The 16,046-nt window shown below is 40.3% G+C and carries 13 protein-coding genes; 7 read left to right on the top strand and 6 right to left on the bottom strand.

Features of this window, described 5'->3' with window-relative positions; translation table 11 throughout:
* Positions 1 to 17 precede the first annotated feature (17 nt).
* Genes AC2INI_RS17195 through AC2INI_RS17185 form a run of 3 tightly spaced genes read left to right on the top strand, consistent with a single transcriptional unit; the run spans position 18 to position 2,996 of the window.
* Positions 18 to 980, top strand: coding sequence for an HlyD family secretion protein (locus tag AC2INI_RS17195; RefSeq protein WP_122032631.1), 963 nt, complete (start codon positions 18 to 20; stop codon positions 978 to 980).
* Positions 973 to 1,899 (top strand): ABC transporter ATP-binding protein, encoded by a 927-nt coding sequence (locus AC2INI_RS17190; RefSeq protein WP_122032630.1) that lies wholly within the window; start codon positions 973 to 975, stop codon positions 1,897 to 1,899. The genes AC2INI_RS17195 and AC2INI_RS17190 overlap by 8 nt, the downstream gene beginning before the upstream one ends.
* Positions 1,896 to 2,996, top strand: coding sequence for an ABC transporter permease (locus AC2INI_RS17185; protein WP_122032629.1), 1,101 nt, complete (start codon positions 1,896 to 1,898; stop codon positions 2,994 to 2,996). Before AC2INI_RS17190 ends, AC2INI_RS17185 begins: the two co-directional genes overlap by 4 nt.
* 105 nt (positions 2,997 to 3,101) lie before the next feature.
* Here the strand turns inward: AC2INI_RS17185 and AC2INI_RS17180 are convergent, their stop codons facing one another.
* Positions 3,102 to 4,571: a NarK family nitrate/nitrite MFS transporter gene (locus AC2INI_RS17180; RefSeq protein ID WP_486305823.1), complete on the bottom strand. Its 1,470-nt coding sequence runs from the start codon at positions 4,569 to 4,571 to the stop codon at positions 3,102 to 3,104.
* Positions 4,572 to 5,059: 488 nt separating this feature from the next.
* Positions 5,060 to 6,394 carry an N-succinylarginine dihydrolase gene (gene astB, locus AC2INI_RS17175; RefSeq protein ID WP_486305822.1) on the bottom strand — a complete coding sequence of 445 codons (1,335 nt, stop codon included), beginning with the start codon at positions 6,392 to 6,394 and terminating at the stop codon, positions 5,060 to 5,062.
* Between the two features lie 322 nt (positions 6,395 to 6,716).
* Here astB and AC2INI_RS17170 point away from each other — a divergent pair, with 322 nt between their 5' ends.
* Positions 6,717 to 7,919, top strand: coding sequence for a putative manganese transporter (locus tag AC2INI_RS17170; protein ID WP_486305821.1), 1,203 nt, complete (start codon positions 6,717 to 6,719; stop codon positions 7,917 to 7,919).
* An 80-nt stretch (positions 7,920 to 7,999) separates the two neighbouring features.
* On the opposite strand, the gene yghU is transcribed toward AC2INI_RS17170, so the two are convergent.
* Positions 8,000 to 8,860 carry a glutathione-dependent disulfide-bond oxidoreductase gene (gene yghU / locus AC2INI_RS17165; protein WP_122032625.1) on the bottom strand — a complete coding sequence of 287 codons (861 nt, stop codon included), beginning with the start codon at positions 8,858 to 8,860 and terminating at the stop codon, positions 8,000 to 8,002.
* 52 nt (positions 8,861 to 8,912) lie between these two features.
* On the bottom strand, positions 8,913 to 9,533 hold the full coding sequence (locus AC2INI_RS17160) for a DsbA family protein (RefSeq protein ID WP_486305820.1): 621 nt from the start codon (positions 9,531 to 9,533) through the stop codon (positions 8,913 to 8,915).
* Between the two features lie 140 nt (positions 9,534 to 9,673).
* Here AC2INI_RS17160 and AC2INI_RS17155 point away from each other — a divergent pair, with 140 nt between their 5' ends.
* Positions 9,674 to 10,525: an EamA family transporter gene (locus AC2INI_RS17155; protein ID WP_486305819.1), complete on the top strand. Its 852-nt coding sequence runs from the start codon at positions 9,674 to 9,676 to the stop codon at positions 10,523 to 10,525.
* On the opposite strand, the gene AC2INI_RS17150 is transcribed toward AC2INI_RS17155, so the two are convergent.
* Complete coding sequence (locus AC2INI_RS17150) at positions 10,512 to 11,381, bottom strand: AraC family transcriptional regulator (protein WP_486305818.1); 870 nt, start codon at positions 11,379 to 11,381, stop codon at positions 10,512 to 10,514. The two genes, AC2INI_RS17155 and AC2INI_RS17150, sit on opposite strands and share 14 nt — an antisense overlap.
* A 113-nt stretch (positions 11,382 to 11,494) precedes the next feature.
* On the opposite strand from AC2INI_RS17150, the gene AC2INI_RS17145 reads away from it, so the two are divergent.
* Together AC2INI_RS17145 and AC2INI_RS17140 are read left to right on the top strand one after the other, a co-directional pair.
* On the top strand, positions 11,495 to 12,649 hold the full coding sequence (locus tag AC2INI_RS17145; protein WP_486305817.1) for an aminotransferase-like domain-containing protein: 1,155 nt from the start codon (positions 11,495 to 11,497) through the stop codon (positions 12,647 to 12,649).
* Between the two features lie 45 nt (positions 12,650 to 12,694).
* Complete coding sequence (locus AC2INI_RS17140; protein ID WP_486305816.1) at positions 12,695 to 13,819, top strand: M14 family metallopeptidase; 1,125 nt, start codon at positions 12,695 to 12,697, stop codon at positions 13,817 to 13,819.
* A 70-nt stretch (positions 13,820 to 13,889) separates the two neighbouring features.
* On the opposite strand, the gene ccoP is transcribed toward AC2INI_RS17140, so the two are convergent.
* On the bottom strand, positions 13,890 to 16,046 hold the full coding sequence (ccoP, locus tag AC2INI_RS17135; protein WP_486305815.1) for a cytochrome-c oxidase, cbb3-type subunit III: 2,157 nt from the start codon (positions 16,044 to 16,046) through the stop codon (positions 13,890 to 13,892).

Here is a 16,046-nt window from a genome sequence, read left to right as displayed (position 1 = left end):
TGTCAGGAGATTTAAAGATGAAACAGCTATTCTTAGGATTCTTATGTGTCGCACTATTACAAGGTTGTGGCTCAGACAAAGGAGATGAAGCATTAGGAACCTTAGAGCGAGACCGGGTCACTTTCTCCGCGACTTCAAATGAAATTATCCGAGCTTTACCTATCAAAGAAGGCAGTGAAGTCAAAGTCGGTGACGTATTAGTCCAATTGGACACAAAAAATCAAAACGCCATCCTTGCCCATGCCATTGCAAACGCCGCGAAAGCCCAAGCCTATTTATTACGCTTAACCAATGGTGAGCGCCCTGAAGATATTGCATCAGCCAAAGCCAAAGTAGACCAAGCAAAAGCACAGCTTATTGATGCTGAAAAAAATTACCGTCGAATGGTTGAGCTAGTAAAGAAAAAACTCACTAGCCAATCCAATAAAGATACTGCCCTCGCCTCCCGAGACTCTGCGCGCGCTACATTAAACTCAGCTAATGAAGAATTCTCAAAATTAACCGCAGGAGCAAGACCTGAAGATATAGACCAAGCAAAAGCAGAACTTGATGCGATGGATGCTGAAGTTGTATTGCAGCAACAGAAACTGGATGAATTAACCATCGTCGCCACTCGTAACGGCATTTTAGATAATCTTCCGTATAACCTTGGCGAGCGTGTTCCTGTAAATGGTTTTGTTGCTGTTATTCAAGCCAATCGTATCCCTTACGCTCGTGTTTACGTTCCTGCCTCTTATCGTGTTGGATTCATCCCAGGGAAAACATTTTCAGTGACTGTGGATGGTGTTAGCTCTCCATTTAAAGGAACCGTTCGTTGGGTTTCCTCTGAACCGTCATTTACGCCATATTACGCCTTAACAGAAGAAGACCGATCTCATTTAATGTACTTAGCAGAAGTAGATTTACCTGAATCTGCGGCCTCTTTACCTTCTGGCGTACCTGCCCAAGTCCTCTTAGAAAAGGACAATGAAAATGACTGAGTTTGCTATTCAAGCCACTGATGTTATGAAAAAATTTGGGGATTTTACCGCTATTGATGGCATTAACTTATCCGTACCCAAAGGCTGTATTTATGGCTTTTTAGGCCCTAATGGTTGTGGTAAATCTACTACCATTCGTACCTTAACCGGCCTATTAAGCCCTACCTCTGGTCAGGTGAATGTCCTTGGTTTAAGTATCCCTAAAGAATCAGAAGCTCTGCGTTTAAAAATTGGCTATATGACGCAAAAATTCTCTTTGTATGATGATTTAAGTGTAGAAGAAAACCTCGAATTCATTGGCCAAATTTTTGGTATGGAAAAACAAACGTTACTCCAACGCATAACGGAGCAACTCTCTACCTATGGGCTTGATCAATTACGAAAACAACGAGTATCAGGCATGAGTGGAGGTCAAAAACAGCGCCTTTCACTAGCTGCTGCAACCATGCATAAGCCTGAACTATTGTTTCTAGATGAACCAACCTCTGCGGTTGACCCTGAGAATCGTCGAGATTTCTGGGAGCAACTATTTGATTTATCAGATAAAGGAACCACCATCCTTATTACAACCCATTACATGGATGAAGCTGAACGCTGTCATCGATTGGCAATAATGGAATCAGGTATTATCCGTGCCGATGGAGAGCCAGAGACATTAATGGCTAACATGGGGGTTAATATCGTTGAAGTGAAAACAAATAATTTACGCGCATTAAAAAACACATTAATTCAACGTAATGAAATCAGATCTGCAGCCCAAATAGGTATTCGATTACGAGTACTTATTCATCAAGATATTAATGACCCCATTTCATGGTTAAGATCTGAATTCCCTGAATTAAAAGATTCCGAAATGAATATCGCGCGTCCAAGTTTAGAAGATGTCTTTGTTACCGTAACAGGGAAGGGTCGTCAATGAAGTCACTCAATCGAATGAAAGCCATCATGGTCAAAGAAATTCGTCAATTATCACGAGATAAGTTGACCTTTGGTATGGTTATTATGATCCCTTTAATACAATTGTTATTATTTGGATACGCTATTAATACTGATATTAGAGATATACCTATTGCGGTTGTTGACCAAAGTGAGAGTACTTTTGGTCGACTCATTACTGAATCAGTGAAAGTCACGCAAGTCGTCAGTGTTAAACAACATTATCCAACAGTAAAAGAAGCCGAAAAAGCAATTCAGCAAGGCGTTGTGCGTGCTGCACTGATATTACCCAAAGACATTACACAACGCATGGTACAAGGCAGAGAGCTAGGCCAATGGATTGTAGATGGTTCAGACACCATGATAAGTGCAGCCATTCTTGGATTGCAAAGCATGCCATTAAGCGATTTGGATTTTGATATTCGCAATAGTGCCCACGCTAAGACATTTGAGGTGACGCTATTTTATAACCCTAGCCGACAATCCGCAGTCAATATTGTACCGGGACTATTAGGCGTTATATTAACCATGACAATGATACTCTTCACCAGCTCAGCCATTGTACGAGAACGTGAAAGAGGAAACTTAGAATTACTTATTACTACCCCTATTCACTCTTTTGAACTAATGGTTGCTAAAATCATACCTTATATCTTTGTCGGTTTGATTCAAGTATTTATTATTCTTGGGTTAGGATATTTCATTTTTGACGTTCCGATTAATGGCTCATTAAGTCAAATTTTGCTTGGTACATTGTTATTTATTTCAGCAAGTCTTACGCTTGGATTAGTTATTTCAACCATTGCTAAAACACAGCTTCAAGCGATGCAGATGACGATATTTATTCTATTGCCATCGATTTTATTATCAGGTTTTATGTTTCCCTATGAAGGAATGCCTGTCGTTGCTCAATGGATAGCTGAGATTTTACCCGCGACTCACTTTATGAGATTAATTCGCGGTATTGTTTTACGTGGCGCTGATTTAATTGATTTATGGCGAGATACTGTCTGGATGATCATTTTTACCATCATTGGTTTATTTATTGCCTCAAAACGATTTAAAAAATCATTAGATTAAGTAAACAAACTCATGCTGAGAGGTTATTTGATGCGACATGAAACACGCCTCCTTGCTATTACCCATTGAAAAGCCACTTTCAAAGATGGCTACCCAAAGCTTAGTTTAATGAGAGACATCGATAAGTGTAATGCTGCCGTCATCATTCACTTCGGTGATCTTCCCTTTTGGCTCTTCCATCAACAGTGATGTTGCAAAGCCAAGTACTGCCGTTGCTGCTATCACCAAGAAAAAGGTTTGGTACTCAACAAAGGAAAGTATGGTTAGATAAACTACAGCACCTACATTGCCATACGCCCCAGTCATCCCCGCTATTTGCCCTGTCATACGACGTTTAATTAATGGAACGGTAGCAAATACGGCGCCTTCACCTGCTTGAACAAAGAAAGAACACGCCATAGCTGCCACCACAGCAAGCCATAGTGGCCACTCACTATCGACTTGACCCATGATAAAATAGCCTACTGCCAACCCTGCGGTTAAGATCATTAATGTCAGTTTTCGACCAAATCGATCCGATATCCATCCACCTCCGGGACGTGACATTAAGTTCATAAACGCATACGCCGAGGCCACCATTCCTGCCATAATAGGCGTCAATTCAAACGTATCTAAAAAAAACAATGGCAACATAGATACAACTGCTAACTCTGATCCAAAGGTCGCAAAATACAAAACGTTTAATACCGCTACTTGCTTAAATTTATATTGGTGATGTGGCGCAACATTATTGGTAAATATGGCTTTATTAACCTTCCAAACTTGTGATACTTCATAAAAATAAATCACAATTAACGCCATATAAATTGCATTAACCATCACGCTTGAAAGCATATCGATACCCGATGGTAACAATTTCCAAGCCAACAATGCTAATGCGGCATACATTGGTATTTTCATAATCAAAAGCAGATAGAAGTCACTGATAGAGGTCACTTCCATTGCCGTTAAATGGGTAGGTTTAAAATACGTCGCGCCTTTTGGTGTATCAGTAACATTCGAATAAAATACAAAAGCAAACAGTAAACTCATGACTCCGGTGATCGCGACTGCATAACGCCAACCCTCATCACCACCAAACCATAGGGCAACCGTTGGCAATGTAAATGCAGCGGCGGCAGAGCCAAAGTTACCCCAGCCCCCATAAATCCCTTCAGCAGTACCTAGCTCATGATGAGGAAACCATTCTGAAACTAAACGAATACCGACGACAAAGCCTGCTCCTATGAACCCAAGTAAAAAACGAGCAATAGCTGCTTGCATAAACGAATCAGAAAAAGCGAACATAAAACAAGGAAGAGAGCAGACCGCAAGCAAGACAGAATAGACAATTCTTGGTCCATATTTATCCGTTAGCATTCCGACAATAACGCGTGCAGGGATCGTCAAAGCGACGTTAAGAATTAATAAAGTTTTTATCTGCTCAGAGCTTAATCCAAGCGTTTCTTTAACGACATTAAGTAAAGGAGCAAAGTTAAACCACACCATGAATGTAATAAAAAAAGCCATCCAGCTTAAATGCAGTACTTTCATCTTTCCTGAAAATGAAAACAGTGAAAATTTATCTGTCATCATTGAGTCCTTTAATGAGTTAGACATATTTGTACATAGTGATCCATCACACGCACAGAGTAAGTCGTTAACGATATATCCGGTGATGCTTATAAAGCGATGAAGATAGGTAAGGTTCACCTTCTAATGACCCCATACTCCTAGTGAGATCACATCGCTTGACCAATTTGATAACGCTCACTTAGCTTACAGTAAAGGCACATCAACTCGAAACGACCATATAGCGACGATTTACAATGTAAACAATGAAATTCAAGCACGAGTTAAAATCACCAACGACATTGCTGAATCCTCCCTGTTTATGCCAATTCATTGGAACAATTCAACACAGTTATCGAGTATTTAAACCAGTTAGGATGATCAGTTATTTACTACGATTGATATTACTCTATAACTAAATCGAAGAATAAAAAATGGCTCTATAATCAAATTTAAACTTAGCATACGACTTAATTCGCTTAAGCATAATCTGATGTAAAGCCATTAATCACTTATTTTTGGAAAGGATACACAGAACCAAGCTGCATGATTTGTGTTAACTCATCCAGCGCTGCTCGTGATTCTAATAACAATTGAGGATCCGCAAGATCTTTGTCTTCAATACGATCTCGATAATGCTTATCAGCCCACAGATTTAACGTTGTAAATAGCTGTTCGTTCATCAAGGTATGTTGATTGACGGCTTTTTTCTCTGCTTCATTTAATACAACCCGTAGACGTAAACACGCTGGCCCACCACCATTTTTCATACTCTGTTTTAAATCAAAGGTATGCAACTCATCAATACCGCGTTTTTGCTCTACTAGCTCATTTAGATATGCCCATACTCTTGGATTCTCACGACAATGTTGTGGAAGAATGATCAAGGTAGTCCCATCCGACTTGGTGATTAGCTGACTGTTAAACAGGTAAGTTTCGACTGCATCTTGCACCGACACTTTATCTGTTGGAACCTCAATAACATTAAAGCCAGAACCATAAGAAGCACTTAGATCTAACTTCACTTGTTCTTGATTCAAAAATGCTTGTTGATGACAAAATAAGGTATTCTTATTACCCACAGCAATAACATCATTATGAAAGACACCTTGGTCAATAACATCAGGGTTCTGTTGTGCAAATACCGTAAATTGATCGCGTAAACCATGCGTTCGTGCAATCGCTTCACTGGCTTCTAATGTCTGGCGTGCAGGGTATTTTTTCGGAGCAAGGTAGCTCTCATCAAATGCACTTTTACCAAAGACAAAGAACTCAACGCCTTGTTCGCCATATTCATTACAAAAACGAGTGTGGTTTGCCGCCCCTTCATCACCAAAGTAGTCACTGTGTGGCAAAGCTTCGTGATGAGCAAAGTGCTTTTCATCCGCAAACGTGGCTTTTAAGATATTACCCGTCACTTCATCTTCAATTGAACGGTGAAACTTATTAATTAAGTTAGCAGGAGTAAAATGGACTTTGCCATCAGAGGTATCTGCACTTGGAGAAACCGTACCTGCATTTGCTGTCCACATACTTGAGGCAGAGCTACACGCAGCGAGCAGTTGTGGTGAATATTGATGAGATTTTTGTAACACTTCAGCGTCTGAGCCAGAAAAGCCTAAACGACGCAGAGTATGAATGTCTGGACGCTCTTGTGGCGCTAACACCCCTTGAGTAAAGCCCATATCATGCAGAGCCTTCATTTTTTCTAGGCCTTGCTTTACTGCTTGTTTTGGGTTCGATGCGCCGGATTTATTATTTTTAGAGGCGATGTTCCCTACCGATAAACCGCTGTAGTTATGCGTTGGCCCAACAAGGCCATCAAAATTCGCTTCAACTGCTTTCATATGTTCCCTCATAACCGTTCTCTTATCAGCTAACTAAGCACTTTGGCTTAATCTATTTATTGGCCTGATAGTAGCAAATTAAACTCAGTCAGCAGCATTTGATCTCACCAAACAAGCGCACAATCACAACTTTTATTTAACATTTAGTGACTTTTAATTAACTATTCTCTGTTATCAAATAACTATGCAGATTTTTATTCTAATTATTTTATGTATACAAAAATACCTTATCCATCGGGAAAAACTATTAAAATGATAGTTGATAATAATTCTCATTTGCATATACTGATAATCATTCGCATTTACTGATGGCTTTATTATTATGATGACTACTCATTCATTTTCACAATCACTCTCGCTTTCGCAGTTTTCACTGCAACACAAGCGTCTATTATTGCCTATCACTTTATTGGCCTTAGTCGGGGCAGAAACGACAAGAGAAATCACCGTCACAACCTTATCTGATGCTTTTTGGGCGGTATCTACCTACGTAGCTTTCACATTGGTTATTTACCATTACCTATCTAATATAATGGGTAAAACTAATCGTATTACTGCGCTTTATAATAAATCTCGTACCAACCAAGTGGTGTTTTCATCTTTACTCGGTGCTCTGCCTGGTTGTGGTGGTGCCATTGTCGTTACCACTCAATACATTAGCGGTAAAGTTGGTTTTGGCTCAGTCGTTGCAGTATTAACGGCTACCATGGGTGATGCGGCGTTCTTATTAATTGCCGCACAACCTAAAGTGGGATTTGGCGTAATGGCATTAGGCGTTGTGGTTGGTGCCATCTCAGGCATTGTTGTAAATGCATTACATAAAGACGATTTTTTACGCCCTGAGACTCAAGATAAACAACAAGATCAAAAATCTGAAAATTCAGAACAAAACACATCATGTTTACAAGTAAAGGCGATCAACTTACAGGGTGTATTTTGGAAATGGGTATTAATTCCTGCAACAGTGATTGCCCTACTCGGTTCGTTCCAAGTGGATATCAATCAACTGTTTCATTTACCACAACACAGCATTGAATGGATTGGCGCAATATTAGCGATTGGCAGCATGATGTTATGGTCGTTAACCAAAGAGATCAGTGATTATCAATCAACGGTTTCAGAAGATAATAAGTGTGTAAGTTCGCACCCAATACAAAAGGCTGCGCAAGACACTAACTTTATCTCTGCTTGGGTAATTGTCGCTTTCTTAATTTTTGAACTAACCACCTACTTCTCAGGCATCAATTTACAAACGGTCTTCTTAGGCTATGGAATGTGGATGCCACTGATTGGCTTGGCGATTGGTTTACTTCCGGGTTGTGGTCCTCAGATTTTAGTGACGAGCCTATATTTATCCGGTGCGATGCCAATGTCAGCACAGCTTTCAAATGCAATTTCAAATGATGGTGACGCGCTATTCCCGGCAATTGCTTTAGCACCAAAAGCGGCAATGGTTGCGACCTTCTACTCAGCAGTTCCTGCCTTTGTAGTTGGCTATGGTTATTACTTCTTGTTTGAGATGTAAGTTATTGTTCAGAACATGCGAATGAAAAAGGCGACAGTATTATACTGTCGCCTTTGGTATATAAAAAATAACAACGAAATTTACTTCGGTTTTTTCTTTAATACTTCATCAATATCCGCGGCACTATGACGCTCTGGCACTTGCTCCCACTCTTCGCCCCACCCACGATTGACAATTTTACCGCGTTGTACTGCTTCTCTAGCTTCAAGCATTTTTGCCCAGCGCACTACGTTGGTGTAAGAGTCTACTTGTAAAAACTCCGCAGCATCATACAAGTTACCTAATACTAGGTTGCCATACCATGGCCAAATCGCCATATCAGCAATGCTGTACTCTTCACCTGCAACATAAGTATTTTTAGCAAGTTGCTTATCAAGTACGTCTAACTGGCGTTTTGCTTCCATTGAAAAGCGGTTAATTGGGTATTCTTGTTTTTCATCAGCATACGCATAGAAATGACCAAAACCACCACCTAAGAATGGTGCAGAGCCTTGAGCCCAAAATAGCCAATTAAAGGTTTGGGTTCTTGCACTGCCTTCTTTTGGTAAAAACTGACCAAATTTCTCAGCCAAATGAACCAAGATAGAAGCCGATTCAAAAACATGAACTTCAGGATCAACAGAATGATCAACTAGCGCAGGGATTTTTGAATTTGGATTCACATCCACAAAGCCTGATGAGAATTGGTCACTCTCACCAATATTGATTAAGTAGGCATCGTATTCAGCCTCTTTAATGCCTAGTGCTAATAACTCTTCTAATAGAATCGTTACTTTTTGACCATTAGGCGTCGCTAAAGAATAAAGCTGTAAAGAATGCTCGCCTACCGGAAGCTTTTTCTCATGCCTTGCACCTGATTCTGGGCTATTGATATTCGCCCATTTATTACCGCCATCAGTGTCATTAACCCAAATTTTCGGTGGTGTGTATTCAATTGCCATCGTCATTCCTTATCCATTTAGAAAGTTAAGTACATCGCTACCTTGTTATCTATTAATATAGACGACTTTTTAATAATGCTACGGTTCCTTCTGATTTTTCATAATCAATTGGAAACTCAATTAGCTCATCTTCTGTTTTAAAAAATAAAGAAGGAAAACCACTTCGACCAATTGATCGAGAAAATGTAATTTCATCTAACAATGCTTGGTTTGTCTCTGGAGATAATAAGTCTAACTCGAAGCGAGTCATATCTAAGCCAATATTTCTAGCACAGTCGAGCAATACGTCATTATCACTTGGATTCTTAGCGTCTAAATAATAAGCGGTTTGGATTGCCTCAAGCATTGCTAATTCAGCACCTTGAGATCGTGCAGCAAGAATGGCACGGCAAGAAGGATATGTTGAACGACGAGGGGTATTCTTCTCCCAAAAGTCATGATTAAAAGAAGTACCTAAGTAGTTTTCTATTTTTTGCCAATATGATGCGATTTGGGTCTGCATCTCTTGCGACATAGGCTCTTCGGAGTCAGGTGCTAACCCACCAAGAACATAGACAATATCGACGTCGCTAGAAACGGCTTGTTTAACCTTATCCCATACTGGTTTATAGCCCCAACACCATGAGCACATTGGGTCGTAAACGTAATAAAGTATCGCTTTTTCCTCTGACATAATTTAATTCCTTTTAAATAATTACTTTCATCATATGGGATGCATTACTTAATAGCAAAATATCAAAGAAGGGCATAGAATCGACACCATTCAGATAGCGCACTACTGTCGTGTTGATGTAGATTATTAAAAGGTTCGTTATGTATACATTTTTTGGGGCTTTGGCTTTTATTATATGGGGATTAGTTCCTGTTTACTTCCATCAACTGGAAGGCTTCAGCCCTGCATTAATTTTATCTAATCGTATCTTTTGGTCGGCGGTGATTCTAATTGCTGTTTTTTGCTTTAAGCCCAACTTAATAAACAAAAAACAATGTACGGCTAGAAATATCTCTATTGCGTTTATGGCAGGGATCATGATGAATTTATCGTGGTTAGGATTTGTATACGCAACCATCACCAATAACATCATGGCAGCGTCATTAGCCTTTTATATTACGCCTGTTTTTGTGTTTTTTATGGGTTTTGTCTTTTTTAAAGAAGAGCTAAAATCACCACAAAAAGTAGCCCTATTTCTGATGGTATTAGCCATTGTGAGTTATGTGTATTTAGACCAACAATTGCCTGTGTTAAGTTTGGCTATTTCACTCTCATTTGCGAGCTATATTGCCATCAAAAAACTGATTAAATTAAATACCTTTGGTGCTGTTTTCTTTGAGCACATTCTTTTTGCACCTATCGCTTTGTGGTACATCATGACTCACTCTGATGGCCTTTCTGCACTTAACTGGGCGACCTTAATGGGAGCTGCACCATTGCAACTTATCCCTATTTTATTATTGAGTATTTCCATTCTCAAAACACCATTAAGCAAGATAAGCTTACTCCAATATATTGAGCCAACGTTGCATCTTGCTTTAGCTATATGGGTTTATCATGAGCCTATTTCTAGCGGTCAAAAGTGCGCATTGATATTGGTCATTATCTCTATCATGGTTGCTAACATAAAAATGAAAAAGACAAATAAACCGAACCTTGCTAATAAAAGCTAATTGGCAAATAAAAATCCAATTCAAATTCTTCAGATTCATTCAAAAAATGATTTTTGTGGTAACGTACATACGCTGGTGTCGATCTTAATTTAAAGCCTGACGCCGGCAACCATTTCTCTAATACTGTACTGATTTGTGGCAGTAGTTGCCCATATACACCATGTAACCGAAACACCGCATGTAACCCACCAGGGATCACCATTTGATTTACCACACCACGATATTTCAATGGTTTATCAATCGCAATACACGCTACATAACGACACTTATTAAGCTCAACCCATGCAGGATTTGAATGGTGTAAGCCAAACTGAGTAGAGAAATCTCGATTCTCTGTATCTGCCCACGCTTTTAATACCAGCCACGCATTACGAATAGAGCGGTTATAGCCATCGTGTCTCACATAAGCCGCCAGCAGTTCTGAAACTTCTGTGATTTTTGGTTGAGGTAACACTCTATCAGCCACACTTAAATACCCCTCTGCAATTTCAGGATCTTTCAAATACGGTTTATCTGATATCTGTAAATCATGCTTGCGCCATTCCCCCGGAGACATATCAAAAGTCGACTTAAATGCACGACTAAAAGAAGAGAGCGAACTAAACCCACAGGTATTGGCAATGTCTAAAACGGTCGATTTAGTATCAAACATAAGCTGATTCGCTGCATATTCCATGCGAGTTCGACGAATATACTGATGAATAGACTCTCCGACCACTTGTTTAAAGATGCGATGAAAATGCTGCTCTGAATACGCCGCTACCTCAGAAAGCTCTTTTGCCGTAAGCTCTTTGCTGATGTCTTTATGTATATAAAACAGAACATCATTGATTCTTGATATATGTTGTTGGGTCATAAACTCAAAATAGCATAAATGGACATATTTATAAGCATAAACGGACAAACATAGTTGTGCAACGCCTTGTACTATCAAAGGATAAAATAAATAAGATAATGATGGGAACACATATGGAAATAGCTCACTCACTGCAACAGATCCAATCTTCTTATATCAGAGAGATCTTAGCGGCAGCAACGGACAAGAATGTTATCTCTCTCGCAGGTGGATTACCTGATGAGAAAACGTTCCCAATTGATTTAATGAAGCCAACATTAGAAAGCCTGTCTGATATGCCAGAAGTCTTTCAATACGGTGCGACTGCAGGTTATGGCCCTCTGTTAGAACTACTGACAGAAATGTACCAATTACCAGAAACGCATATGCCAATGATCTGTACTGGCTCTCAGCAAGGATTAGATCTTATTGCGCGAGCTTACATTAACCCAAATGATACCGTAGTAATGGAAGCGCCGAGCTACCTTGGTGCTATGCAAGTATTTGGTTTGGTTCAAGCAAATATTGCAACCGTATCTCAAACAGATTTTGGTCCTAACCTTGAAGAGCTAGAGCAATGCTTTATTCAAGACTCACCAAAAATGTTCTATGCCGTGCCTGATTTCCACAACCCAACGGGTGTATGTTGGTCATTAGAAACACGCAAAAAAGTGGCTGAATTGTGCATTAAATACAAAGTCGCTTTCATTGAAGATGCGCCATATCGTGAACTACGCTTTACCGGCGAAGCGCTGCCAATGGTTTCAACTTTTTGCCCTGACGATTCTATCGTGCTGCGTTCATTCTCAAAAATTGCCTCTCCGGGTTTACGTATTGGCGCAGTAACTGGCAAGAAAAGCTATTTAGAACCTCTGATTAAAGTAAAACAAGGCGCTGATTTACATTCAAGCGTACCAATGCAAGCTCTACTGGTTGGTTTATTAAAACACGCTGATTTTGGTCTGCACATGGAACAAATTCAAGCACTGTATAAAACTCGCTATGAAGTGCTATTTGCGGAACTTCAGAAACAATTACCTAAAAATTGTGTGCTTAATCCTGTTGATGGCGGCATGTTCATTTGGTTATCTCTACCAGATTGCGACACTTTCGCTCTGGCTAAAACATTAATTGCTAACGGTGTAGCAGTGGTACCAAGCCCTGTATTTTATCCAAAACCAGAAGGCGCACCCTCAGCACTACGTCTAAACTTTACTAATGCAAATACTGAAGAGTTGGTTGAAGCCGTAGGTCGTTTAACTAAAGTATTGAATGAAGCGCTAAACTAGGCGTAGACTAATGATCACAATATTTATAATTTGAGTAGTATATAAATGAAAATATTCAGTAATTTTGAAAGTGGTAACATCCATGTCGTTGCAGCGAATACGCCTAATGATATTCAGCTGACTATTCCTGCCGATAACCAAACTGAGATCTCTCAATGGTTTCACTTTCGTTTAGAAAGCCAGCCTCAACAGCAGCATTCATTTAAAATTTTAGGGTTGGCTAAATCTGCTTATCCTGAAGGCTGGCAAGATTACGATGTGGTTGCTTCTTATGACCGTGAAGAGTGGTTCCGTATTCCAGCTGAATTTGATGGCGATACGCTTAGCTTTAATGTAATGCCAGAGTACCGTTCAATGTATTTCGCTTACTTTGCACCTTACTCGTATGACCGTCACCAAGACCTACTTCACGGTGCACAAACGCACCACAGCTGCCAGTTAGAAACGCTTGGTGTGACATTAGATAACAATGACATCAGTATTCTAACGATTGGTGAGCCTGCCGAAGGTAAGAAAAACATCTGGATCACTGGTCGTCAGCATCCGGGTGAGACAATGGCGGAATGGTTCATTGAAGGCTTATTATCACGCCTATTAGATGAAACCGACACGGTTGGCCGTGCCCTACTTGATACAGCTGTTTTCCATATTGTCCCTAACATGAACCCTGATGGCAGTATCCGTGGTCACTTACGTACCAATGCGATTGGCGTGAACTTAAACCGTGAATGGCAAACACCATCAATGGAAAGGTCACCGGAAGTATTCCTTGTCCGTGAGCGTATGCTAGCAACCGGCGTTGATATGTTCTTAGACATTCACGGCGATGAGGCTATTCCATACAACTTCGTTGCAGGCAGTGAAGGCCTTCCTTCTTACAATGAGCGTATTGCTGAGTTAGAGAATACCTTTAAACAAGCGCTACTAACGATTACTCCTGAGTTTCAAGACGAGATTGGCTACGACAAAGATGAGCCAGGTACTGCAAACTTAACCGTGGGTTCTAACTGGGTTGGTGAACAATTCAAATGTCTGTCTTATACTGTTGAGATGCCATTTAAAGATCACATTAGCCACGCTGATGAACTGTATGGTTGGTCTCCAGAGCGAAGCATCGCCTTTGGTCAAGACACCCTATCTGCAATCTGGGCTACCGTTGGTAAGCTATAAATTTATATAACTAAAGCCGATCATATGATCGGCTTTTTATTACATCAGCGTTTATGTTAACAAATCTTAATTAATCGACATTAATATTACGGTCTCGTTTATCGTACATGTCAGGCGTAGTATGGAAATTCCCAGCATAACCTGCTTGTTGAAGTTTCTCTCGTACCGTTTTTACCTCTTCTGTCGTCACCACCTCAGTTCGGTCTCCAAGGTAATCTCGAATAAACGAAATCAATTCAGACAACTGTGCATCCGTTAATATATTTTGGAAGCTCACCATTGGCATAAAATTTCTTTCTTCATTAAGGTAGCTTGGTTCTAACCCTCGAATGACCACCGCAATGGCATTGTATGGGTCTCGGTGCATGATAATACCGTTATTTAACAACGTCGGAGCAATAGGATCTCGCCCTTTACCGTCTTCACCATGGCATGCGCCACAGGTTGATACAAATAAAGAATACATATCAGATTGTTTGGCTTCTTCTGTGAATCCTGTCGGTTGCAACTGCTTCGTATTTGGCGGAATGGTATTATTTTCATCCCCCACCAATAGATACGTCGCCATTGCTTCTACATCTTCACGCGTCATAAAGCTTGTGCTGTTCTTAATCACATCAGCCATACCACCAAAAGCAGAACCCTTATCTGAATGCCCTGTATGTAAGAAATCAGTCAGTGATTTAATATCCCAGCGGTCTTGATATAACTCACGAGATGAAATATCTGGCGCATTCCAACCATCAATAATATTACCTTGGAAGATCTTATCCGTTTCTAATGCCTGAGCAATATTACGTGGCGTATGACACTCCGAACAATGCCCAAGCCCCGCGACTAAATATTTACCACGAGCCCAAATATCCGCCTCTTCTTTTGTGGAGCCTTCTGGTATGTTGCTGGTTAAATCAAGAGGGTCCCTGTCCATAAATACGATATTCCAACCTAACAACCCTAATCGAATATTTGACGGAAACATCATGCTATTGTCATCATTACGACGTGAAACCGCAGGTATTGATTGCAAATAATCCCACAGTATTTTTACATCTTCTTCTGTCACATATTGATAAGACGTATAAGGCATTGCAGGGTACAGGTAGCCATGTTTTCCTTTACCATCATAAAGGGCCGCTTTGAATTCTTCATAACTGTAATCACCAATCCCTTCTGTGTAATGAGGCGTAATATTGGTTGAATACACAGTTCCAAATGGTGTAACAAAAGGCAGCCCACCCGCAAATGGTTCTCCTCCTTCTGCACTATGACAAGCAACACAATCCCCTGCATAAGCAAGGTATTCGCCTTGTGTTAATTCCTCTTGTGGAATAGCGGCCATTTTTTCATCATAAGCCAGGCGCTGAGAGGTAATAAACGCCCCTAACGCTAGGATATCGTTATCACTGAGTTGCTCTTCAAACGCAGGCATGATGTTATTCAAACCATAATTAATGGTGTGCTGTATTTCTTCAATGCTTCCTCCATGCAACCACACATTATCAGATAGATTTGGTGCCCCAATCGCTTGGTTTCCTTTTGCATCTACCCCATGACACGCAATGCAACTTTTCATAAAGGCTGTTTTACCAAGATCTATCTTTAATGAAGGGGCATTAAGTGGGCGCTGCTGTAAAGAAGCCAGATAATAAGAGATGTTTTGAATATCCTCTTTAGGAAGAATATTTATCCACCCAGCCATTGCTCCATAACGTCCCTTTTGAATCGAATGCAAAATGGCATCATCAGAGCCACCATATAACCACACATTATCAATTAAATTAGGGAAATGCTTTTGACCTTGCCCATTAGCACGATGACAAGCTGCGCAATGGGTTTGAAATAGCCCTTTGCCAGAAGCCACAATATTAGGCTCGGCAGCGAGTACCGTTAAATCGGCCTCACCTAATTGAGCTATTTGTTCATCCAAAGACTTATTGTGATCCTGAACCGTATCATCACTTTGCTGCCACCCTAACAGTCCTTGCCAGTTACCTAGCCCCGGATATAAAACGAGGAAAACCAAAGAGCAAGCGAAGGCGACAAAGTAGCCCACAAACATAATGCGTGGCGGTGGTCCGTCGTTCTCATCAATATCATCAAATGAATCAATAGTTTTGTCTTTATCGGCAAGGTGATTGGTTCGCCAATATTTAATCACCACATAGACCATTAGCGCTAAGAAGATAACAGTAAGACTAATGACCCATACGTTCCAAAATCCAGTCAT

The sequence above is a fragment of the Aliivibrio friggae genome (assembly GCF_057368515.1).
The sequence above is the reverse complement of the archived record's forward strand: the minus strand, read 5'-3'. Positions and strand labels throughout refer to the sequence as shown.